Here is a 21,536-nt window from a genome sequence, read left to right as displayed (position 1 = left end):
AGAAACCCCGCCATTGATGGCGGGAAAGCACAAGCGGCATAGTGCGACGCCGCACGCCAAGGTTGCAAACGCCCGCGCGGATTTCCGGCACACGCTCGCGCTCGATCGGGTGCGGCGCTTCGATTACATCGCGGTCGGCAATGTGTCGCCCGCGAAACGTGCCGGAACCAGGCTGGCGAAGCGCGTCCATGACGCATCCAGGTCGTCCTTCCGGGACAAGCGCCGTTACAAGGCGATGGCGCACGGAGTCACGCGCGAGGAGGGTGACGAAAGCGGTTCCCCCCAGTCCTGTTCGGCGTGCGGGTCGAAGGACAGCATGACGCGGCCGAAAGGTATCGCGGGACTGCGGGAAAGAGAGTGGGATTGCAGTAACTGGGGTGTCGCACATGCTCGTGATATCAGCACTGCGCTGAACATTTTCCGCTGCGGACGTGCATCGCCAGGTGTTCATATAAAGACGTCAACGGGCTCAGATCCGCGCGAGCGCCGCCAGTTCGCCCGCGATGCGCTCGAGCGGCAGGATCGCGCGGGCCGCGCCGAGTGTTGCGGCCGCTTTAGGCATCCCGTAGACGGCGCTGGTCGCCTCGTCCTGCGCGATCGTATGGTAGCCCTTCATCCGCAGCGCCTTCAGGCCGATCGCGCCGTCGCGTCCCATGCCGGTCAGCAGCACGCCGATCACGCGGCCCGGCCAGTGCTCGGTCAGGCTGTTGAAGAACACGTCGACCGACGGCCGGTACGGCGTGGCGGCCGGCTCGCGCGTGTATTCGAGCGTGCCGGCGCGCGTGATGCGCAGGTGATCGTCGGTCGCCGCGAGCAGGGCGACGCCCGGCTGCGGGCGGTCGCCTTCGCGCGCGACGCGCACGGTCAGCGGCGTCTGGCCGTCGAGCCATTGCGCCATCCCTTCGGCGAATGCGCGATCGACGTGCTGGACGATCACGATCGGCGCGCTGAAGCCGGCCGGCAGGCTGCCGAGGATCGATGCGAGCGCGCCGGGGCCGCCGGCGGACGCGCCGATCGCGATCAGCGGGCCGCCGTCCGCGCGTGCGGTCGTGCCGGCCGCGCGTACGCCGCCGGGCGCGTCGAGCAGCCGGCCGATCTGGTCGATTTTCGCGAGCAGCAGCCGTGCGGTGTCGCCCGCGGCGCCTTCGCCGAGGCGCGGCGTGTCGACCGCGTCGAGCGCGCCGGCGCCCATCGCTTCGAACACGCGCCACGCGTTCGCACCGATGCAGCTCGTCACGATCAGGATCGCGCACGGGCGGGCGGAGCGCATGATCCGCCGCGTCGCCTCGATTCCGTCGAACTTCGGCATGATCAGGTCCATCAGCACGACGTCGGGCGGTTGCGCGGCGCACAGTTCGACGGCCTGCGCGCCGTCGGTCGCGACCCACAGCACGCGATGCTCGGGCCGGTGCGCGATCGCACGGCGCATCGCCTCGACGGCAAGCGGGAGGTCGTTGACGATGCCGATGTTCACAAGCGGGATACTCCGGTCGGTTCGTAGTGTTGGAGGTGGGCCGGGTTCATGGAAGGCAGTGCCGGGTCGGCGCCGCCGAATGGCATTGGCGGGCGGATGGCACGGAATTCTTTTCGATTGGCGACGCCCGCATGCTGTCATGCGGCGCGAGCGGCGGCAATCAAAAAAATTGCGCATAGCGTCGTTTTCGACCGTTTCCTCCATGGCCGGGCGGCATTTCCTGCCGCCCGGGGCGCCGGGCAGCCATGCGCAAGATCATACGGCAGGGCGGAAACCCGTCGCCGACGCATGCGTTTCGACGGGAAGGCGGCGCGCCCGGCATGGGCACGCGCGCGGGCATCGGCGAGCCGGCGGCGCAGGCCGGCGCACCGCGCCCTCAGTCGTTCAATGGCTGCGTGCGTACCCTTCGATCAGCGCGCGCATCATCCCTTCGACCGTCGCGTCGAGGAGGTCGGATTCCTGCTCCGATTCCTCGACGAGCGCGGCATAGGCGGTCGCGAGCGTCACGCGGTCGACTTCATGGCGTTGTTCCATCAGCGTCACCATCCCGTCCTTCGCCAGATGAGCGGAGAACGCGCGGCTGCCGATGGTCTGGAATACGTCAATCATGGCGGCTCTCCCGAACGTTGCCGATGCTTTCCAGTTTAGTCGGCGCACCGGGGCTCCGCCATCCCGGGCAGGAACGCGGACCGTCCGCGGTTCGCCCGCCGGAATTGTTCACGCCACGCGCGCGTGGCCGCCCGCCGCCCGTTGCCGATCGCTCGGACGAAACACGGCGGACACGCGGCCGGCGCCACGCGGCACCGGTTTCAACGTTTACCCGAAGCTTCAAATTGTCGACTTTTTATCGATAAAGTCTCGTGTTAGATTTTGCGACCTGAACCCGGTCGAAACCGGGCGGGCGGCGCGTCTTCACGACGCCGCGCATCCGACACAAGGAGGGGCAATGCTGGTGCTGATTGGGGTGCCGATCGTCGTGATCGGTTTCGCGCTGCGCTTCAACGCGCTGCTGGTGGTCACGATCGCGGGCCTCGCGACGGGGCTCGCGGGCGGGATGAATCTTGTCGACATCGTCAGCGCGTTCGGCAAGGCGTTCACCGACAACCGCTACATGGGGCTGATCTGGCTGACGCTGCCGGTGATCGCGCTGCTCGAGCGCAACGGGCTCAAGGAACAGGCGAAGCGGATGATCTCGCGCGTGCAGGCGGCGACCACGGGCCGCGTGCTGATGCTGTATTTCGTGCTGCGCCAGGTGAGCGCCGCGCTCGGCCTCACGTCGCTCGGCGGTCACGCGCAGATGGTGCGGCCGCTGATCGCCCCGATGGCCGAGGCCGCCGCCGTCAGCCGGCACGGCGACCTGCCCGAGTCGGTGCGCCAGCAGATCCGTGCGCACGCGTCGGCCGCCGACAACGTCGCCGTGTTCTTCGGCGAGGACATCTTCATCGCGATCCAGTCGATCCTGCTGATCAAGGGCTTTCTCGAACAGAACGGGATCGCGATCGAGCCGCTGCACCTGTCGGTCTGGGCGATCCCGACCGCGATCGCCGCGCTGCTGATCCACTGCACGCGGCTCGCGTTGCTCGACCACCGGCTGTCGCGCGGCTTCGGCGCATTCGGGCGGGAGGGCGCACGATGATCGGCCTCGAACCGCTGTATACGCTCGCCGGGCTGATGTTCGCCGCGTTCGCGTGCTTCAACCTGACGGACCGCACGAACCCGCGCCGCGTCGTCAATTTCGCGTTCTGGGCGATCTACGCGCTCACGTTCCTGTTCGGCGCGCTGCTGCCGCACTTCGTGACGGGCTGCCTCGCGATCGCGCTCGCGCTGATCGCGGGCTCGGGCAAGCTCGGACGCGGCAAGTCGGACGAAGCAGGCGTTGCGGCGGCCACGCGGCGCGGGGCGAAGGCGCTGCGCTTCGGCAACACGCTGTTCCTGCCGGCGCTGCTGATTCCCGTCGTCACGCTGATCGGCACGTTCGCGCTGAAGCGCGTGCCGTTCGTCGATCCGAAGAGCGTGACGCTGATCTCGCTCGTGCTCGGCACGCTCGTCGCGTTCGCCGTCGCGCTCGCGATGCTGCGCGATTCGCCCGTGCACGCGCTGAAGGAGGCGCGTCACACGATGGACGCGGTCGGCTGGGCCGCGATCCTGCCGCAGATGCTCGCGGCGCTCGGCGCGCTGTTCGCGGTCGCGGGCGTCGGCGGCGTGGTGTCGGGGCTCGTGAAGGACTGGGTGCCGATCGATTCGCCGTTCGCGGTCGTTGCCGCCTATACGGTCGGCATGGCGCTGTTCACGATGATCATGGGCAACGGGTTCGCGGCGTTCCCCGTGATGACGGCCGGCATCGGCCTGCCGCTGATCGTCCATCAATTTCACGGCAACCCGGCGATCCTCGGCGCGATCGGGATGCTGAGCGGCTTCTGCGGTACGCTGATGACGCCGATGGCCGCGAACTTCAACATCGTGCCCGCGGCGCTGCTCGAACTGAAGGACAAGAACGGCGTGATCAAGGCGCAGTGGCCGACCGCCGTGTTGCTGCTGGCCGTGAACACGTTGCTGATGTACGCGTTCGTATTCCGCTTCTGACGAGATGTCCATGACCGACCGACTGACCCCCGAACTCGCATCGAAATTCGCGTCGCTCGCGCTCGCGCACCTGACCCGCGAATATCCGAACAAGCTCACGCATTCGCTCGAGGGCCCGCACGACGTGCAGGGGCCGCGCGCGCTGCACCCGATCTTCTACGGCAGCTACGACTGGCACTCGTGCGTGCACGGCTACTGGCTCGTGCTGCGCGTGCTCGAACGCTATCCGGCGCTGCCGGAGGCCGAGCGGATCATCGCCGTCGTCGACGCGCATTTCACCGACGCGAACGTCGCCGGCGAACGCGCGTATCTCGCGCTGCCGCACAACAGCGGCTTCGAGCGGCCTTATGGCTGGGCGTGGCTGCTGGCGCTGTCCGCGCAGCTGGAGCGGCTCGCGCTGAAGGGCGTGGTGCCGCAGGCTGCCCGCTGGGCGAAGACGATCGCGCCGCTCACCGACCTGTTCGTCGCGCGCTTCGAGACCTTCCTGCCGAAGGCGACCTATCCGCTGCGGGTCGGCACGCACTTCAACACCGCGTTCGCGCTGGCGCTCACGTTCGACTTCGCGCGCGCGACGCAGCGTGACGGGCTCGCGGTGCTGATCGCCGATACGGCGAAACGCTGGCACCTGGACGATGTCGCGTGCCAGGCGTGGGAGCCGTCGGGCGACGAGTTCCTGTCGCCCGCGCTGATGGAGGCGGAGCTGATGCGGCGCGTGCTGCCGGCCGCCGAATTCGACGGCTGGTTCGCGCGTTTCCTGCCGGATCTCGCGCGCGGCGAGCCGGCGACACTGTTCGTGCCGGCGACGGTCAGCGACCGCAGCGACGGCAAGATCGCGCATCTGGACGGCTTGAACCTGAGCCGCGCGTGGTGCCAGCGCTCGCTCGCCGGCGCGCTGCCGGAAGGCGATGCACGGCGCGCGACGCTGCTCGATGCGGCCGACCGGCATCTCGCGAGCGCGCTCGCGCACGTGGCCGGCGACTACATGGGCGAGCACTGGCTTGCGACCTTTGCGTTGCTGGCGATCGACGCGTAACCCATGGCGCGTATGCGGGAGAAGTATCGGCAGAAGAGCCCGGTCGACCTCTGCTGTCGCACGCACATGCTGTCAGTTCACCAAGGGACTGTTTGTCGTAGGCATCGCTGCAATTCATCAACGCTGAATTTGATGTGTGGTCGGAAGGTATGGCGACGAAAAAGCCGACTGAATGGGTGTTTGGGGCCCCATTCAATCGACTCGCACGCGAGCATTGTTGCTGACTGTCTCCAGTGCAACTGCCTTTGCATCCGGCGCAATACCGCTTTCCATCCCCCGACCGGCTCGACCCGGCGGCGAGCCGATACACTGCGGAACCGGTTGCACGGGCCCCGGCAATCAGGCCCGACGAAGGAGACAGCACAGATGGACACCCAACGCGCAGCGGTCGTCACGTACCGCGGCAAGGCGATCGAGAACACGCACGTCGCCGACGTGGCGGTGGTGGATGCTGGCGGCAAGCTGCTGTTCCGGCTCGGCGATCCGTTCCGGACCACGCTCGCGCGCTCGGCGGCGAAGCCGGCGCAGGCGTTGTCCGTGATCGAGACGGGCGCGCCCGAGCGGTTCGGTTTCGACGACGCGGACATCGCGCTGATGTGCGCGTCGCACAGCAGCGAGGAGCGGCACATCGCGCGCACGCGGGCGATGCTGGAGAAGGTCGACGCGCAGGAGTCGGACTTGCGGTGCGGCGGCCATGCGCCGCTGTCGGACGCGGTGTACCGGTCGTGGATCAAGCGCGACTACACGCCGACCGGCGTCTGCAGCAACTGTTCGGGCAAGCACGTCGGGATGCTGGCCGGCGCGCGTTCGATCGGCGCCGCGATCGCCGACTACCATCTGCCGGAGCATCCGATGCAGGTGCGCGTCAAGCATGTGGTCGCCGACGCGTGCGGCCTGCGCGACGACGAAGTCGACTGGGCGATCGACGGCTGCAACCTGCCGACGCCGGCGTTCCCGCTCGATCGCCTCGCGCGTCTTTACGCATCGCTGGCCGACGGCGCGGATACGCTGGAAGCCGGCGGCGCTGCCGCGACCGATCGCGTGCGCGCGCTGGCGCGCATTCATCACGCGATGACTGCCCATCCGGAGCTGGTCGCCGGGGAAGGGCGCTACTGCACGGTGCTGATGGACGCGTTCGACGGGCAAGTCGTCGGCAAGCTCGGCGCGGATGCGTGCTACGGGATCGGCGTACGCGCGTCGACGCGCACGCGGGAACTCGGCGCCGACGGCGCGCTCGGCATCTCGGTGAAGATCGAGGACGGCAACATCGACGTGCTGTACATGATGGTCAGCGAACTGCTCGAACGGCTGCAGATCGGCACGGACGCGCAGCGCGCGCGGCTCGCCGCGTTCCACCGGCCGCGGATGCTGAACACGCAGGGTGTCGAGATCGGGCACGCGACGTTCCCGTTCGAATTGCAGCCTGCCTGAAGGGCGACAACACGTCGATACGCGTGTCGTGGCGGCAAGTGCGGCGCGCATCGGCGCTTGCCAGCCGACCGGCGCGGCTGCGGCCGCCCGTGCGGCCCACTACGCGCCCGCGTCGCGAATCTTCCCCAACTCGACCTCCGACAGCTCGCCGATGTGCGCGAGATGTTCCGCGAGAAAGTCCTTCAGCACGCGCAGCTTCGCCGAGCTGCGCCGGTTCGCCAGATACGCGATGTAGATGTAGTCGCCGGTCAGCTTGTTCTGCAGCCGATAGCGCGGCAGCACGGCTTCGAGCCGGCCGCTCGCGAGCAGGTCGCGCACCAGCCAGATCTCGAATTCGGCGATGCCGAGCCCCGCGCAGGTCGCGTCGAGCAGCAGCTCCGAGTGATCGGTGACGAGGTTGCCGGCCGGCAGCACGCTGTGCCGCGCGTCGCCGCGCGCGAGTTCCCAGCGTGGATCGCCCTCGGGATGCACGTAGCGCAGGCAGTTGTGGTGCTGCAGGTCGTCCGGCGTCGCGGGCCGCCCGCAGCGGTCGAGATAGCCGGGCGTCGCGCACAGGATGCTGTCGTTGCGCGACAGCCGGTGGACGACCAGGTTGTCCAGATAGTTCTCGCCCTCGTGAATGTCGAGGTCGAATCCGCCGGCGACGAGGTCGTTGTGGTTGTCGGTGAGCCGCACGTCGAGCTGGATCGTCGGGTAGCGCGCGAGAAACGGCGCGATCAGCGGCGCGAGATGACGGCGGCCGAACGCGACCGGCGCGGTGAGCTTCAGCGGGCCGCTCGGCTGCGCATTGAGCTCGGCCACGACGCGCAGCGTGTCGTCGAGATCGGCGATCAGCGTGACCGCGCGTTCCAGGTAGATGTGGCCGGCCTCGGTCAGCGTCACGCTGTGCGTCGAGCGATGCAGTAGCGCCACGCCGAGCGCGTCCTCGATCGCCGTGATCTTGCGCGCGACGGTGGACGTCGACACGTGCATCTCCTTCGCGACCGCGGAAAAGCTCCCCATTTCGACGACGCGCACGAACGCGCGCATCGCGCCGAGGTGATCGATGCCGGTGTCTCTCGCCATTGTTTTCATCCGTCTCTCGCTGTTGCGTCCCACGCAAAACCGCTTTCGATAATACAGAATCGAGCTTCTGTGTGCAAAGGCATAGAATGCGATCCCGTCATACCGGGAAACGGCGCACGCAGCCGGTTTCCCGCGGCGGCACGAGACATTTCAGGAGGGGCACCATGACGGAAAACGGCTTCCGCGTCGAAGCGGATCTTTTAGGGAAACGAAGCATTCCGGATTCGGCGTACTACGGCGTCCATACGCTGCGCGCGAAGGAGAACTTCGACATTTCGGGGCGCACGATCGCGTCGCTGCCGTACCTCGTCATGGCGCTCGCGGCCGTCAAGGAAGCCGCCGCCGATGCGAACTGCGAGCTCGGACTGCTGCCGGCCGCGTATCGCGACGCGATCGCCGCTGCGTGCGTCGAGATCCGCGAAGGCCGGCTGCACGACCAGTTCGTGGTCGACATCATCCAGGGCGGGGCCGGCACGTCGACCAACATGAACGCGAACGAGGTGATCTGCAACCGCGCGCTCGAAATCATGGGGCATGCGCGCGGGCAGTACGAATACCTGCATCCGAACGAGCACGTCAATCTCGCGCAGAGCACGAACGACGTCTATCCGACCGCGATCCGGATCGCGACCTGCTTCGCGGTCGAGCATCTGCTCGAGGCGATGGCACGCCTGCGCGATGCGTTCGCGGAGAAGGCCGACGCGTTCTCGGGCCTGCTGAAGCTCGGCCGCACGCAGCTGCAGGACGCCGTGCCGATGACGCTCGGCCAGGAGTTCTCGACCTACGCGGTGATGGTGACGGAAGACATCGCGCGCCTGCAGGAGGCCGGCTTGCTGATGCGCGAGATCAATCTCGGCGCGACCGCGATCGGCACCGGCATCACCGCGCATCCGCAGTACGCGGAGAAGGCGCTGGCCGCGCTGCGACGCATTACCGGCCTGGACCTGAGCACCGCGCCGAACCTGATCGAAGCGACGCAGGATTGCGGCGCGTTCGTGCAGATCTCCGGCGTGCTGAAGCGGATCGCGGTCAAGCTGTCGAAGATCTGCAACGACCTGCGGCTGCTGTCGAGCGGCCCGCGCGCAGGGTTCGGCGAGATCAACCTGCCACCGGTGCAGGCCGGCTCGTCGATCATGCCGGGCAAGGTGAATCCGGTGATTCCGGAAGTCGTGAACCAGGTCGCGTTCGAAGTGTTCGGCAACGACCTGACGGTGACGTTCGCCGCCGAGGCCGGACAGCTCCAGCTCAACGCGTTCGAGCCGGTGATCGCGAGCGCGCTGTTCCGCAGCTTCAGCCACCTGACGGCCGCGTGCACGACGCTCGCGGGCCGCTGCGTGAGCGGGATCACCGCGAACCCCGAGCGACTGCGCGAAACGATGGAGCGCTCGGTCGCGCTCGCGACCGCGCTGAACCCGTACATCGGCTACAAGCGCGCGACCGCCGTGGCCGCCGAAGCCCACGAGAGCGGCAAGTCGATCCGCGAGGTCGTGCTGGATCACCAGCTGATGACCGACGCGCAACTGGATGAAGCGTTGCGGCCCGAAGCGCTGATCCGTCCGCGCGCGTACTGATTCCGGCCGCGCGGCGCCGGCGTATGCCGCCGGCGGCTCGTGCGCGACCGTTCCCGCAGCGCCCCGTCGACGGGCGCCACACATCAAGAAACGGAGACATACCATGAAGCACGCCAGCGAGCGCCCGGCCGACACGGCCGGCGGCGCGGATCCCCGTCATGCCGATCGCGATGCGATGTTCGCGTCGCACGAAACCGGCTATGAGAAGCAGTTGAAGCCGCGCCACGTGCAGATGATCGCGATGGGCGGTGCGATCGGCACCGGCCTCTTTCTCGGCGCGGGCGGCCGCCTGCAGAGTGCGGGGCCCGCGCTGGCGGTCGTGTATCTCGTGTGCGGCGTATTCGCGTTCCTGATCATGCGCGCGCTCGGCGAGCTCGTGATGCACCGCCCGACCAGCGGCTCGTTCGTGTCGTACGCACGGGAGTTCATGGGCGAGCGCGCGTCGTTCGTCGCGGGCTGGATGTACTACCTGAACTGGGCGACTACCGGCATCGTCGACATCACCGCGGTCGCGATCTACATGAAGTACTGGGCCGTGTTCACCGACGTGCCGCAATGGGTGTTCGCGCTCGGCGCGCTCGGGATCGTGTCGGTGATGAACATGATCGGCGTGAAGGTGTTCGGCGAGATGGAGTTCTGGTTCTCGATCGTCAAGGTGGGGACGCTCGCGTTGTTCCTCGCGGTCGGCGCCGTGTTTCTCGCGAGCGGCCATCCGGTCGCCGGCCAGATGCCGGGGCTGCACCTGATCGCGGATCACGGCGGGATCTTTCCCCACGGAATCCTGCCGGCCGTGCTGATCGTGCAGGGCGTCGTGTTCGCGTATGCGAGCATCGAGCTCGTCGGCGTCGCGGCGGGCGAGACCGCCGATGCGCGCAAGGTGCTGCCGAAGGCGATCAACAGCGTGATGTGGCGCATCGCGCTGTTCTACGTCGGCTCGGTCGTGCTGCTGACGATGCTGCTGCCGTGGACCGCGTACAGCGCGCACGAAAGTCCGTTCGTGACGTTCTTCGGCAAGCTCGGCGTGCCGTACGTCGGCACGGTGATGAACGTCGTGGTGCTGACCGCCGCGCTGTCGAGCCTGAATTCCGGCCTCTATTCGACCGGGCGCGTGCTGCGTTCGCTCGCGATGGGCGGCTCGGCACCGCGCTTCGTGTCGCGGATGAACGCGCGCGGCGTGCCGTACGGCGGGATCCTCGTCACGGTCGCGGTCAACGCGATCGGCGTGCCGCTGAACTACATCGTGCCGGCGCAGGCGTTCGAGATCGTGTTGAACATGGCGTCGCTCGGGATCATCACGACCTGGGGCTTCATCGTGATGTGCCAGATCCTGTTCCGCCGCGCGGTCAATCGCGGCGAGTTGAGCCCCGTGTCGTTCCGGATGCCCGGCGCGCCGTTCACGTCGTGGCTCACGCTCGGGTTTCTCGTCAGCGTGCTGGTGCTGATGGCGTTCGACTACCCGGGCGGCACCTGGACCGTCGCGATGATTCCCGTGGTCGTGCTCGCGCTGGTGGTCGGCTGGAAGCTCGCGAAGCGCGGAGCCGCGCGGGAGGCTGCTGCTGCTGCCGCCGCGCCGATCGTCGCCGATCCGGCGGGCAACGTCTGACGATATGCCCGGGCGGTCGGCCGCCCGGTGCGCTCAGTTCAGTTCAATCCGGTGCGTGCGAATACCCAGCGGCTGAAGTCGCCGGCCATCTCCGGCGTCAGTTCATGGCCCGCGTCGTAGATCCGCGTATCGTGCGCGACGCCGAGCGACGTCAGCTTCGCGTCGGCCGTATTGGCCCACGCGACCGGCAGCTTGTCGTCGAAGCGGCCGTGCACCACCAGCGCGTGCAGCAGGCTCAATGCATCGCGCGACGCGATCAGCGGATCGATCTCCGGCAGGATGCGCCCGCACAGCACCGCGAATGCGGCGACGTCGGCCGGCGACGTGAGCGCGACGCTCGCGCTCATGATGCCGCCCTGGCTGAAGCCGGCGATCACGGCCGGCAAGACGGGGCTTTCGTTTGCGTCATCCCGGGCGCGCAACGCGCGCAGCAGCGCAATCAGTTGCACGCGGCTCGCATCCGCGCGGGCCGCGTCGATTTCGGGGCCGTTGGGTCCGAAGCGCACCGGAAACCACGCGTGCTGATCGGGGCCGAACGTCAGCGGGCCGCGCACGAACGCGATTTCGATGCGCGGATCGATCATGCTGGCCAGGTTCAGCAGGTTGGTTTCGTTGCCGCCGACGCCGTGCAGCAGCAACAGGCGGCCCGTGGGTTGTCCGGCGGCCGGGCGCAGCCGGTACTGGAGGCCGGATTCGGAGTCGGTGGTCAGCGGCAGGACGTCGGTCATGGCGTGGGTCCGGTGGGAGATCGATCCGATAGTCTAGAGGGCGCAGGCGGGGAGGTGAATCGCCGGATGGCGATTGATTGTTTCCTGGATGGAATGAATGCGGGGCCCACGGTATCGGATATTGGGGGCAGCTAGTTGTATCGTGTACGAGCAAATTTGCCGGTAGGGCGACTGGTTATGGTCAATATGCCAGCCGGATGACTCGTCATCGCAACCCATAGTTGAAAAAATAGATACGTTTTGTAGATACATGGGGTTGGGAGATGGAGACTGCCAAGCTTTTCAAGCATGGTGGATCGCAGGCCGTCCGCTTGCCGAAGGATTTCCGCTTCGATACAACGGAGGTCCGGATTCGTCGGCACGGCGCGTCTGTCATTCTCGAACCGGTGCCGCAAGACTGGGCATGGCTGACACCGTTGATCGGCCCGGTTGACGCCGATTTCGAGGTCGCCGCGGCAACCGAGCCTGCCGCTCAGGAGCGGCCGGGATTGGCGAGTCATGGGGCAACCGGCGCGGATTGCGATCGCGAGCGGGTGGGCTCGCAGGGCGACATCGCGCTCGATCCGTGAACGGCGATGGCGCCGGCCGGTGAGACGGCTCGCGTCATCGTACGTAAAGGACTGCATGACCGATTCGATTCGAAGATAATGCGCAAACGTTTTACCGGTATTTGACCGGATTGAATTGCCGGATCATGAATAAAAGAATGAATATCCGGATTCGTTTATCGCAGGCTGCCGGGCAGCCCCGCCAGGTCATGCCGGCCAGAAGTTAACGGCCGATTCGAGAAAAACTTTAGGATTTTCACGCTGCAATTATTCATTGCGATTTCCTCAATGACCGATTGATTTTCAGTCATCGGACGGTCATACACCATCCCCGATAATTCGGCGCTCATATTCTTTCAATAGGCCAGAAGGCGATTGAAGCCGGATCGCTGCGGGGAGTTGTACTCATGACCATCCGTCATCGCATTACGCTGCTAGTCGTCCTGACGTTTTTCGCGCTGTCCGCGATCGGCGTGTACGCCGTGTACCAGACGCGCAAGAGCGCGTCCGAGGTGCGTCAGGTTACCCAGGGAATCGTGCCGAGCGCGCTCGCGTCGGCTGATCTCGTCGCGGACGTGAAAAACATCCAGATCGCGACGATGACACTCGTCTACGCGCCCGACGCGAATACCGCCGCGCAGGCGCGCGACGAGTTGAAGGCGAAGCAGGGCGCGCTGCGCACGGCGCTCGACGCGCAGGCGAAATCGGCGGTCGGGCAGGCGCAGCAAGGCCTCGTCGAGCAGGCGAAGGACAGCGCCGCGAACTACTTCGCGGCGATCGACGACACCGTGAAGATGAAGGCCGGCGGCAAGCCGGAGATGGCGCAGGCGTACCTGTTCGCGAACGTCGCGCAGTATCGCGACGAACTCGAAAGCATCGTCGACACGCTGCGCGTCGAGAAGAACCGCCAGAAGGACGACGCGATCCGCGCGCTGAACGGCATGCTGTCGACGACGGCGACCGCGATCGCGGCTGTCGCGGGCACGGTCGTCGTGCTGCTGACCGCGCTCGGCTTCGTGCTGTACCGCCAGATCACGCGCCCGCTGATCGGGATGCAGACGGCGATGAGCGAGATCGCGACGCGCCAGGACTTCACGCGCCGCGTGCCGGTGGGCCGGATGGACGAGATCGGCCATTCGATCGTCGCGTTCAACGGGATGATCGAGAAGATCCAGGAGAACGCCGCGCAACTGAAGCAGAAGACGGCGGATATCCAGGCGATGCTGCAGAACATGCAGCAGGGGATCCTGACCGTCGTCGAAGGCGGCGTCGTGCATGCGGAGTATTCGGCTTACCTCGAAACCATCTTCGAGACGAGCGACATCGCCGGGCGCGACCTGATGGCGCTCGTGTTCGACGATTCGAGCATCGGCGCGGATGCGCGTTCGCAGGTCGACGCGGCCGTACATGCATGCCTCGGCGAGGACAGCATGAACTTCGCGTTCAACGAGCACCTGCTCGTCAACGAAGTCGCGAAGCGGATGCCGGACGGCCGCGAGAAATGGCTCGACCTGAGCTGGTCGGCGATCACCGACGAGACCGACACGGTCGTGCGGCTGATGCTGTGCGTGCGCGACGTGACCGAGATCCGCGAGCTGACCGCGCAGGCCGGCGAGCAGCAGCGCCGCCTCGAGATGATCGGCGAGATCCTGTCGATCAGCCAGGACAAGTTCCACGACTTCGTGCACAGCGCGAAGGGTTTCCTCAGCGAGAACGAGCGGATGATCCGCCAGCACGAACGCGCGGATCACTCGATCGTCGCGGCGCTGTTCCGCAACATGCATACGATCAAGGGCAATGCGCGCACGTACAGCCTTCAGCACCTGACCAACATCGTGCATGAAGCGGAGCAGGCGTACGAATCGCTGCGCCGCGCGGACGGCGGCCCCGAGTGGAACCGCGATGCGCTGATGGACGACCTGGCCCGCGTGCGCGAGGCGGTCGACCACTACGCGACGATCAACGCGGTCACGCTCGGCCGCCACGGCGAACCGGCGCATGGCGGCGCCGACTACCTGATGGTCGAGCGCGCGCACATCAGCGAGAGCCTGCGCATGCTCGATGGTGCCGATCCGGCGAACGCGGGCGACTGGCACGCGGCGCGCGATTCGGTGCGCCGCCTGCTGAGCCAGTTCGGCACGCAGGGCATCGGCGATGCGTTGGGCGGCGTGATCGAGTCGCTGCCGTCGCTCGCGGCCGAACTCGGCAAGCCGGCACCCGTCGTGCATATCGACAGCAACGGCCATCGCGTGCGCAGCGAGATCGGCGCGACGCTGAAGAACGTGTTCATGCACCTGCTGCGCAATGCGATCGACCACGGGATCGAAACGTCCGACGAGCGTCGCGCGGCCGGCAAGGCGCCGGCCGGCAAGATCGACATCGCGGTCGACGTCGAGGACGGTGCGCTGCGCTTCGTGCTCGGCGACGACGGCCGCGGCCTCGCGCTCGACCGGATTCGCGGGATCGCGCGCGAGCGCGGCTGGATCGATGCCGGCAACGAAACCGCGCTGAGCGACGAAGCGGTGGCCGAGCTGATTTTCCGTCCGGGCTTCTCGACTGCGCGCGCGGTGACCGAGGTGTCAGGGCGCGGCGTCGGGATGGACGCGGTGCGCAACTTCCTGAAGCGCGACGGCGGCGACATCGCGCTGCGCTTCACCGACGATCGCGTCGGCTCGCCGTATCGCGCGTTCGAGACGATCGTGTCGCTGCCGGCGCGTTTCGCGGCGGACGGCGCCGCGCATGACGCCGCGCCGCGAGCACGTGCCGGCATCGCGAACGTCGACGTGGCGGAATGACCGTGCAAGCGTGGATGATCCCGATCGGCGCCGCGCTGGCGGGCGGCCTGGTGGTCGCGGCGATCGCCGCGATCGTGTGTCGCGTCACGCGAGCGCGGCTCGTTGCCGCGATGACGCGCGAAGCGGATGCATTGCGCGATGTGCTCGGCGCGGCCGATGCGCGGGCCGATGAAGCCGTCGCCGCACACGCCGAAGCGGCGCAGGCATGGGCGCGCCGGGAAGCGGAGCTCGAGGAAGCGCTGGCCCGCGAGGCGGCCGGCACCGGTGAGCAGCGCGACGCGCTGCAGGCGCTCGCGGCCGAGCGCGCGACACTTTCGCAGCATGCGACGAAACTCGCCGACGAAGCGGCGCGGCTGCGCGGGCTGGCCGGCACGTTCGAGCGCTGGCACGAGCAGATGATCTCGCTGACCACGCAGAACCAGGACATGCGCACGAAGAACCAGGAACTGTCGGCGATCGTCGCGCACGTGTCGATCGTGTCGCTGAACGCGTCGATCGAAGCCGCGCGCGCGGGCACGGCCGGGCGCGGCTTCTCGATCGTCGCGAGCGAGGTGCGCGGACTCGCCGCGCGCTCGCAGCAACTGTCGAACAGCTATCGCGACAGCCTGAACCGCAACGATCTCGTGACGGCCGCGACGTTCCAGGACATCCAGGCCGGCGGCAAGATGATCACGGCCGCGCTCGCGACGGTCGAGACGCTGGCCGGGCAGCTGCATGCGCGGCTCGAAGGAGCGGCGGCGTGATCAGTGTGCAGGCCCGGGCTGGTTTCGAGCGGATCTTCTTCGACGCGGCGCGCACGCGGCTCGCGTCCGGCGGCGCGTGCGAGATCCGGCCGGCCGCCGGCGATGCGCACGACGCGTCGCACGATCCGTCTCGCATGAAGTCGCACGCGACGCCGAAGGTGCCCGAGCACGTCGCGGTGCTGACGATCTCGGCACTGCATTTCCGGTTGCTGCTCGCGTTGCGCTTTCGCGACGACGATCCGACGCGCCGTCATTTCGCCGCGGCGGCGCCCGGCGCGAGCACGCAGCGGCCGCTGCCCGAGGCGTTCATGGAAGTTGCGAACCTGTGCTGCGGCGCGATCAACCAGGCGCTGACCGCGCCGTTCCCGAATCTCGGGATGTCGACGCCTTACCTGCTGAGCGGCGCGAGCGTCGACTACCTGCCTGCGCTGAACCCCGATCACGTGGCCGTGTACGACGTGACGCTCGACGGCGACGTGCGGATCGGCGCGACGCTGTGCGTGTGCGCGAACGCGCCGGTCGATTTCCACGTGCCGGAGGCGGCGAGCGTGGACTCGGGCGGTGAGCTCGAACTGTTTTGACCGATTCCGAGGACTTCCCGAGATGACCGTAGACCAACCCGTCAGCAAGGTGCTCGTGCTCGACGACAGCCGTGCGCATGCCGCGACGATCAAGCGCTTCTGCGACGAGCACAACCTGGTCGGCCTGACCGTGCGGCGCAACCGGCTGCTGAAGGTGCTGCGCTCGAACATCGATCTCGGCGCGATCCTGCTCGCCGAGGACTACGGCGGCTCGCCGGCCGAGAGCGCGATCATCGCGACGCAGATCGATGCGCTGCGGCCGGAGCTGCCGATCATCCTGCGCCGCGCGTCGGACGCGTCGCGCGACGGGCTGCCCGATGCGCTCGCGCGCGTCGCGTGCGCGGCCTACGCCGCCGACGACCTGACGCCGCTCAAGCGCGCGATCGACGAATACCTGTTCGGCCGCGACTACCCGAACGCGCTCGTGCGCGGCATCGCGGAGATCACCGAGGCGCGGCTCGACAGCCTGTTTCCGGGCATGACGATCGAGCGCGACACGCCGTGCATCGTCCGCGACCAGATCATCTTCGGCGAGGTGTTCAGCCTGATCGCGCTGGAAAGCGCATGGTGCCGCGGCTACATGCTGCTGCAGACGAGCGAGCAGCCGCTGCTCGACATGATCGGCGGCACGCGCGACGACGGCCGCGCACCCGATTTCCGCGACGTGAACAGCGTGCTCGGCGAGCTGACCAACCTCGTGTGGGGCGCGTTCAAGAACCGCTATCTCGGCGACGCGGAGGCGCTCGCGCGTCATCCGGTGCAGGTGCCGCTCGTCGTCAATCACAAGCAGAAGTTCATTTCGTTCGGCGGCGACTGTCCGCAGCTCTGTTTCAAGTACCGGATGACCGACCCCGCATCGGGGCGGTCGGTGCGGCTCGACCAGCGATTCGTGTTCAGCCTGAGCTGGTCGCCGGAGGATTTCCGCGAATCGGTGCAGGACGTGGGGCCGATGGTCGAATCGGGCGAGCTCGAACTGTTTTGAAGGTTGAAGTCAGCAACAACGAAAGGGGAATACGGCATGGCAAAGATTCTGGTGGTCGACGATTCGGGCACGGTGCGCAATGAAGTCGCGGGTTTCCTGCGCAATCACGGGCTCGACGTGGCGACGGCGGTGGACGGCAAGGACGGGCTCGCGAAGCTCAAGGCGACGCCCGGCGTGCGCCTCGTGATCAGCGACGTGAACATGCCGAACATGGACGGCCTGACGATGGTCGAGAAGATTCGCGGCGAACTGGCGAACACGTCGGTCAACGTCGTGATGCTGACGACCGAGAGCAGCCCGGCGATGAAGGAGCGCGGCAAGGCCGCCGGCGTGAAGGGCTGGATCGTGAAGCCGTTCAAGGGCGACGCGGTGCTCGACGCGCTGAAGAAGCTCGCGGGCTGACCGCACGGCCGGCCCGGTGCCGGCACCGGCATCCATGGACTGCCCCTTTGGACTATATTGATGTGTTATCGCATCACGATCGCTTTCGAATTGGGGACGTCATGGACTCGAATTCCGCTTCGGCAGAACCCATCCTGCTGCGTGACGTGCGCGACGGCGTCGTCACGCTGCGGCTGAACCGGCCGCAACAGTTCAACGCGTTGTCGGAGGCGATGCTGGCGAGCCTGCAGGACGCGTTCGATTCGCTGGCCGCCGATCCGCACGTGCGCTGCGTCGTGCTGGCCGCGCAGGGCAAGGCGTTCTGCGCGGGCCACGACCTGCGGCAGATGCGCGGCAAGCCCGAACTCGATTACTACCGCACGCTGTTCGCGCAATGCAGCCGCGTGATGCTCGCGATGCGCGCATTGCCGGTGCCGGTGATCGCGCGCGTGCAAGGGGTCGCGACGGCGGCCGGCTGCCAGCTCGTCGCCGCGTGCGACCTCGCCATCGCGGCCGACACCGCGCGCTTCGCCGTGTCGGGCATCAACGTCGGGCTGTTCTGTTCGACGCCGGCCGTCGCGCTGAGCCGCAACGTGTCGGCGAAGCGCGCGTTCGACATGCTCGTCACCGGGCGTTTCGTCGATGCGGCGACGGCCGCCGCGTGGGGGCTCGTCAACGAAGCGGTGCCCGAGGATGCGCTCGATGCGGCCGTCGCGCGCAAGGTCGCGGAGATCGTTGCGAAGAGCCCGGCGGCGGTGCGCCACGGCAAGCAGATGTTCTACCATCAGCGCGAACTGCCGCTCGACGACGCGTATGCGTATGCGGGCGACGTGATGGCGCGCAACATGATGGAAGAAGACGCCGGCGAGGGGATCGATGCGTTCCTGGAGAAGCGCAAGCCGACGTGGCGGTCGTAGCGCGTCGCGCAGCGGCGGGGCGGCAGGACGTTCTCATCGGCGACACCTGCGTTTTCATACGCCGCACAAGCAAACGAGCCGCTTGCAAAGCGGCCTGCAAGCGAATCCGGATGCGCAACGGCACGCGATCGTGCCGCCGCATCCATGACCTCCGTTATCGCCTATCGCCCGTAGCTGCCCGTGCGCAGCGCCGGCTGCACCGTCGACGCGCCGGGCGGCACGATCACGACCGGCACGCGGCGCGCGAGCGCGCACATCAGCTCGTAGCCGATCGTGCCGCTGGCTTCCGCGACGTCGTCGACCTTCACCTGATCGCCCCACAGCTCGACGCTCGAACCGATGCCCGCGTTCGGGCACGGCGTCAGGTCGACGGTCAGCATGTCCATCGACACGCGGCCGACGACGCGCGTCATCACGCCGTCCACCGCGATCGGCGTGCCGGTCGGTGCGTGGCGCGGATAGCCGTCCGCGTAGCCGCACGCGACGACGCCGATCCGCATCGGCTGGTCGGCCGTGAAGCGCCGCCCGTAACCGACGGTTTCTTCCGGCGCGAGCGTCTGCACGCCGATGATCCTGCTGGTCAGCGTCATCGCGGCCATCAGCGGCGTGTCGGCGATGTGCCGCGATGCGCCCGTCGGCGACGCGCCGTACAGGATCGTGCCGGGCCGCACCCAGTCGCGATGCGCGCGCGGATGCCACAGCACGGCCGCCGAGTTCGACGTCGAGCGCTCGCCCGGAATCCCGGCCGTGGCCGCATCGAACTGTTCGAGCTGCCAGTCGACTTCGCCTTCGTCCGCGTTCGCGAAATGCATCATCAGCGTGATCGTGCCGATCGACGGCGCGGCCGCCGCACGTTCCCACGCGGCGCGGAATGCGTGCGGCCGGTAGCCGAGCCGGTTCATCCCGGAGTTCATCTTCAGCTGGATGTCGATCGGCTGCCGCGGCTTCGCGGCGATCAGCAGGTCGAGCTGCGCGTCGCAATGCACGGCCACCGTCAGCCGGTGGCGATCGGCCAGTTCGACGTCGGCCGGCTCGAAGATTCCTTCGAGCAGCAGCACCGGCTTGTCCCAGCCGAGCTCGCGCACGCGCACGGCTTCGTCGAGATCGAGCAGCGCGATGCCGTCGGCGGCCGCGAGGCCGGGATAGATCCGCTCGATCCCGTGACCGTATGCGTTGGCCTTGATCACGGCCCACACGCGCGATTGCGCGGCGGTGCGGCGGATGAAGTCGAGGTTGTGGCGGACGGCGTCGGGACGGATATGGGCGACGATGGGACGGGGCATGGGCGGGCTCGGGTCGAAAGTCGTTCGGCGCGCGCGGCGGTGCGGCGCGGGTCGGCAGGTTGGCGCGGCAACGCGCCAAGCCAGTGTTGAGCGCTATCTTATTGGTGTTCGACCAGTTTTAATTAACGTATTTGTCGGCGATTTGGTGGAATTTTTGGTGCTGGACCCATGCCGGCAGTGCCTCCGGCAGCCCGCGTTGCCGAGCCTCCCGTCTAGAAAACCGGTGCGCGAACCGCGCGGCGCAATGCTAAGCTCTGCGCGACCCTGTCATTGATCAATGTAATCATAAAGGAGGAGACTTTGATGACGACGACGTCCCAGCTGTGCCTGTTCATCGTGGCGCTGTTGCCATTCCCGATGACGTTCCTGGCCAAGGCCCGCAAGGGGTACGACAACCGCACGCCGCGCGAGTACCTGGCGAAGCTCGAAGGCTGGCGCGCGCGGGCGCAGGCCGCGCACCAGAATGCGTGGGAAGCGCTGGCACTGTTTACGGCCGCATTGGTCGTCGCATGGCACAACGGCGCGAACGCGCACCACGTCGACCAGCTTGCGATGGGGTTCGTTGCGACTCGCGTCGTCTACGCGCTGATGTACCTGCTGAACTGGGCGTCGCTGCGCTCGCTCGTGTGGTTCGCGGGAATGGTCTGCGTCGTCGCGCTGTTCTTCGCGGTGCCGTGACGAGGTAACGAACTGCCGACACGCGCGCCGGCTTTCGATGCGGGCGCGCGGATCGCCGCGGCAACACACCGGCCCGCCGCAACGGCGGGTCGCGCGCACCACACCGTCCCCGACTTCAAGCGCCGCCGTGCCCCCGGACGCCTCCGCCGCCGTTCCCCCCGCACCCGCCCCGCGCGTCCCTTTCCTCTGATCTATCCCGCCCGCCGGGCTCGGGTTTGTCTCGATCATTTTCCCGTTGAGTATTTTTTTTGTTGTCGTAGTATCCGTGTTGACAACACTTGTTGCACTACGGTCTAATTCAACATCGCATGTTGCGGTGCGGCTTGATGTCGTCGTTCCCCGGCCACCCGGCCGGTTACATCGCTCAATCATGCGGAGAAAAGTCATGAGTCGCCGTTCCTTCCTGAAAGCCGTCGCGGTGGTCGCCGCGCTCGGCGCCAGCATCGCGCACGCGGATACCAGGACGCTCGTCGTCGGGACCGATACGTCGTTCATGCCGTTCGAGTTCAAGCAGGGCGACAAGTACGTCGGCTTCGATCTCGACCTGTGGGCGGAGATCGCGAAGGACCAGGGCTGGAAGTACACGATCCAGCCGATGGATTTCGCGGGCCTGATTCCGGCGCTGCAGACGCAGAACATCGACGTCGCGCTGTCGGGGATGACCATCAAGGAAGAACGGAAGAAGGCGATCGACTTCTCCGCGCCGTACTACGACAGCGGGCTCGCGGCGATGGTGCAGGTCGGCAACACGTCGATCAAGTCGATCGACGACCTGAACGGCAAGGTGATCGCCGCGAAGACGGGCACCGCGACGATCGACTGGATCAAGGCGCACCTGAAGCCGAAGGAGATCCGCCAGTTCCCGAACATCGACCAGGCGTACCTCGCGCTCGAGGCCGGCCGCGTCGACGCGGCGATGCACGACACGCCTAACGTGCTGTTCTTCGTGAACAACGAAGGCAAGGGCAAGGTGAAGGTCGCGGGCCAGCCGGTCAGCGGCGACAGGTACGGGATCGGCTTCCCGAAGGGCAGCCCGCTCGTGCCGAAGGTCAATGCATCGCTCGTGAAGATCAAGGCCGACGGCCGCTACGCGCAGATCTACAAGAAGTGGTTCGGCGCCGAGCCGCCGAAGATGTGAGC

The 21,536-nt window shown here is 67.3% G+C and carries 19 protein-coding genes and 2 pseudogenes; 16 read left to right on the top strand and 5 right to left on the bottom strand.

The features are described 5' to 3' along the window. Positions 1–19 precede the first annotated feature (19 nt). Positions 20–454, top strand: a pseudogene (locus tag DIE22_RS14025) (zinc ribbon domain-containing protein); the annotation flags it as partial. A 15-nt stretch (positions 455–469) separates the two neighbouring features. On the opposite strand, the gene DIE22_RS14020 reads toward DIE22_RS14025, so the two are convergent. After that, positions 470–1,474, bottom strand: coding sequence for a chemotaxis response regulator protein-glutamate methylesterase (locus tag DIE22_RS14020; protein ID WP_124500807.1), 1,005 nt, complete (start codon positions 1,472–1,474; stop codon positions 470–472). 384 nt (positions 1,475–1,858) lie between these two features. Further along, on the bottom strand, positions 1,859–2,083 hold the full coding sequence (locus DIE22_RS14015; RefSeq protein WP_124500806.1) for a hypothetical protein: 225 nt from the start codon (positions 2,081–2,083) through the stop codon (positions 1,859–1,861). Positions 2,084–2,420: 337 nt separating this feature from the next. On the opposite strand from DIE22_RS14015, the gene DIE22_RS14010 reads away from it, so the two are divergent. From DIE22_RS14010 to DIE22_RS13995, 4 genes are all read left to right on the top strand, one after another. Continuing rightward, positions 2,421–3,110 (top strand): DUF969 domain-containing protein, encoded by a 690-nt coding sequence (locus tag DIE22_RS14010; RefSeq protein WP_124500805.1) that lies wholly within the window; start codon positions 2,421–2,423, stop codon positions 3,108–3,110. Beyond that, the gene (locus tag DIE22_RS14005; RefSeq protein ID WP_124500804.1) at positions 3,107–4,057 is read left to right on the top strand and encodes a DUF979 domain-containing protein; all 951 of its coding nucleotides are present in this window, start codon (positions 3,107–3,109) and stop codon (positions 4,055–4,057) included. Before DIE22_RS14010 ends, DIE22_RS14005 begins: the two co-directional genes overlap by 4 nt. Positions 4,058–4,067: 10 nt before the next feature. Further along, positions 4,068–5,090, top strand: coding sequence for a DUF2891 domain-containing protein (locus tag DIE22_RS14000; RefSeq protein WP_124500803.1), 1,023 nt, complete (start codon positions 4,068–4,070; stop codon positions 5,088–5,090). Between the two features lie 366 nt (positions 5,091–5,456). After that, entirely contained in the window at positions 5,457–6,521 is a 1,065-nt protein-coding gene (locus tag DIE22_RS13995; RefSeq protein WP_124500883.1) for an asparaginase, read from the top strand. A gap of 99 nt (positions 6,522–6,620) precedes the next feature. On the opposite strand, the gene DIE22_RS13990 is transcribed toward DIE22_RS13995, so the two are convergent. Then, positions 6,621–7,595 (bottom strand): LysR family transcriptional regulator, encoded by a 975-nt coding sequence (locus tag DIE22_RS13990; protein WP_124500884.1) that lies wholly within the window; start codon positions 7,593–7,595, stop codon positions 6,621–6,623. Positions 7,596–7,750: 155 nt separating this feature from the next. Here DIE22_RS13990 and DIE22_RS13985 point away from each other — a divergent pair, with 155 nt between their 5' ends. Together DIE22_RS13985 and DIE22_RS13980 are read left to right on the top strand one after the other, a co-directional pair. Further along, a complete protein-coding gene (locus tag DIE22_RS13985; protein ID WP_124500885.1) occupies positions 7,751–9,157 on the top strand; it encodes an aspartate ammonia-lyase in 1,407 nt (468 codons plus the stop codon). Between the two features lie 103 nt (positions 9,158–9,260). Next, positions 9,261–10,760: an amino acid permease gene (locus tag DIE22_RS13980; protein WP_124605324.1), complete on the top strand. Its 1,500-nt coding sequence runs from the start codon at positions 9,261–9,263 to the stop codon at positions 10,758–10,760. Positions 10,761–10,798: 38 nt separating this feature from the next. Here DIE22_RS13980 and DIE22_RS13975 read toward each other — a convergent pair whose 3' ends face one another. After that, positions 10,799–11,488 (bottom strand): alpha/beta hydrolase, encoded by a 690-nt coding sequence (locus DIE22_RS13975; protein WP_124605323.1) that lies wholly within the window; start codon positions 11,486–11,488, stop codon positions 10,799–10,801. 263 nt (positions 11,489–11,751) lie between these two features. Here DIE22_RS13975 and DIE22_RS13970 point away from each other — a divergent pair. From DIE22_RS13970 to DIE22_RS13940, 7 genes and pseudogenes are all read left to right on the top strand, one after another. Then, a pseudogene (locus tag DIE22_RS13970) lies at positions 11,752–11,979 on the top strand (antitoxin); the annotation flags it as partial. A 464-nt stretch (positions 11,980–12,443) separates the two neighbouring features. Further along, positions 12,444–14,831, top strand: coding sequence for an MCP four helix bundle domain-containing protein (locus DIE22_RS13965; protein WP_124605322.1), 2,388 nt, complete (start codon positions 12,444–12,446; stop codon positions 14,829–14,831). Then, a complete protein-coding gene (locus tag DIE22_RS13960; RefSeq protein WP_124500889.1) occupies positions 14,828–15,574 on the top strand; it encodes a methyl-accepting chemotaxis protein in 747 nt (248 codons plus the stop codon). Before DIE22_RS13965 ends, DIE22_RS13960 begins: the two co-directional genes overlap by 4 nt. Further along, a complete protein-coding gene (locus DIE22_RS13955; protein ID WP_124605321.1) occupies positions 15,571–16,155 on the top strand; it encodes a hypothetical protein in 585 nt (194 codons plus the stop codon). Before DIE22_RS13960 ends, DIE22_RS13955 begins: the two co-directional genes overlap by 4 nt. 22 nt (positions 16,156–16,177) lie before the next feature. Further along, positions 16,178–17,137 (top strand): chemotaxis protein CheX, encoded by a 960-nt coding sequence (locus DIE22_RS13950; RefSeq protein WP_124500891.1) that lies wholly within the window; start codon positions 16,178–16,180, stop codon positions 17,135–17,137. Positions 17,138–17,173: 36 nt separating this feature from the next. Next, positions 17,174–17,539, top strand: a complete 366-nt coding sequence (locus tag DIE22_RS13945) for a response regulator (RefSeq protein ID WP_124500892.1) — start codon at positions 17,174–17,176, stop codon at positions 17,537–17,539. 101 nt (positions 17,540–17,640) lie between these two features. Beyond that, on the top strand, positions 17,641–18,435 hold the full coding sequence (locus tag DIE22_RS13940; RefSeq protein ID WP_124605320.1) for an enoyl-CoA hydratase: 795 nt from the start codon (positions 17,641–17,643) through the stop codon (positions 18,433–18,435). A gap of 161 nt (positions 18,436–18,596) precedes the next feature. Here the strand turns inward: DIE22_RS13940 and alr are convergent, their stop codons facing one another. Continuing rightward, positions 18,597–19,718: an alanine racemase gene (gene alr / locus DIE22_RS13935; RefSeq protein WP_124500894.1), complete on the bottom strand. Its 1,122-nt coding sequence runs from the start codon at positions 19,716–19,718 to the stop codon at positions 18,597–18,599. 303 nt (positions 19,719–20,021) lie between these two features. Between alr and DIE22_RS13925 the strand changes: the two genes are divergently transcribed. Both DIE22_RS13925 and glnH read left to right on the top strand, forming a co-directional pair. Next, the gene (locus DIE22_RS13925; RefSeq protein ID WP_124500896.1) at positions 20,022–20,396 is read left to right on the top strand and encodes an MAPEG family protein; all 375 of its coding nucleotides are present in this window, start codon (positions 20,022–20,024) and stop codon (positions 20,394–20,396) included. 385 nt (positions 20,397–20,781) lie between these two features. Next, on the top strand, positions 20,782–21,534 hold the full coding sequence (glnH, locus tag DIE22_RS13920; RefSeq protein ID WP_124500897.1) for a glutamine ABC transporter substrate-binding protein GlnH: 753 nt from the start codon (positions 20,782–20,784) through the stop codon (positions 21,532–21,534). The last annotated feature ends 2 nt before the right edge of the window (positions 21,535–21,536 follow it).

It is taken from the genome of Burkholderia sp. Bp9142 (assembly GCF_003853415.1).
GTDB lineage: Bacteria > Pseudomonadota > Gammaproteobacteria > Burkholderiales > Burkholderiaceae > Burkholderia.
The sequence above is the reverse complement of the archived record's forward strand: the minus strand, read 5'-3'. Positions and strand labels throughout refer to the sequence as shown.

Excerpts from the sequence above, each read along its gene's own strand:
- DIE22_RS14015 (WP_124500806.1), bottom strand. The coding sequence starts at position 2,083 with ATGATTGACGTATTCCAGACCATCGGCAGCCGCGCGTTCTCCGCTCAT.
- DIE22_RS14010 (WP_124500805.1), top strand. The coding sequence starts at position 2,421 with ATGCTGGTGCTGATTGGGGTGCCGATCGTCGTGATCGGTTTCGCGCTG.
- DIE22_RS14005 (WP_124500804.1), top strand. The coding sequence starts at position 3,107 with ATGATCGGCCTCGAACCGCTGTATACGCTCGCCGGGCTGATGTTCGCC.
- DIE22_RS14000 (WP_124500803.1), top strand. The coding sequence starts at position 4,068 with ATGACCGACCGACTGACCCCCGAACTCGCATCGAAATTCGCGTCGCTC.
- DIE22_RS13995 (WP_124500883.1), top strand. The coding sequence starts at position 5,457 with ATGGACACCCAACGCGCAGCGGTCGTCACGTACCGCGGCAAGGCGATC.
- DIE22_RS13990 (WP_124500884.1), bottom strand. The coding sequence starts at position 7,595 with ATGAAAACAATGGCGAGAGACACCGGCATCGATCACCTCGGCGCGATG.
- DIE22_RS13985 (WP_124500885.1), top strand. The coding sequence starts at position 7,751 with ATGACGGAAAACGGCTTCCGCGTCGAAGCGGATCTTTTAGGGAAACGA.
- DIE22_RS13980 (WP_124605324.1), top strand. The coding sequence starts at position 9,261 with ATGAAGCACGCCAGCGAGCGCCCGGCCGACACGGCCGGCGGCGCGGAT.
- DIE22_RS13975 (WP_124605323.1), bottom strand. The coding sequence starts at position 11,488 with ATGACCGACGTCCTGCCGCTGACCACCGACTCCGAATCCGGCCTCCAG.
- DIE22_RS13965 (WP_124605322.1), top strand. The coding sequence starts at position 12,444 with ATGACCATCCGTCATCGCATTACGCTGCTAGTCGTCCTGACGTTTTTC.
- DIE22_RS13960 (WP_124500889.1), top strand. The coding sequence starts at position 14,828 with ATGACCGTGCAAGCGTGGATGATCCCGATCGGCGCCGCGCTGGCGGGC.
- DIE22_RS13950 (WP_124500891.1), top strand. The coding sequence starts at position 16,178 with ATGACCGTAGACCAACCCGTCAGCAAGGTGCTCGTGCTCGACGACAGC.
- DIE22_RS13945 (WP_124500892.1), top strand. The coding sequence starts at position 17,174 with ATGGCAAAGATTCTGGTGGTCGACGATTCGGGCACGGTGCGCAATGAA.
- DIE22_RS13940 (WP_124605320.1), top strand. The coding sequence starts at position 17,641 with ATGGACTCGAATTCCGCTTCGGCAGAACCCATCCTGCTGCGTGACGTG.
- alr (WP_124500894.1), bottom strand. The coding sequence starts at position 19,718 with ATGCCCCGTCCCATCGTCGCCCATATCCGTCCCGACGCCGTCCGCCAC.
- DIE22_RS13925 (WP_124500896.1), top strand. The coding sequence starts at position 20,022 with ATGACGACGACGTCCCAGCTGTGCCTGTTCATCGTGGCGCTGTTGCCA.
- glnH (WP_124500897.1), top strand. The coding sequence starts at position 20,782 with ATGAGTCGCCGTTCCTTCCTGAAAGCCGTCGCGGTGGTCGCCGCGCTC.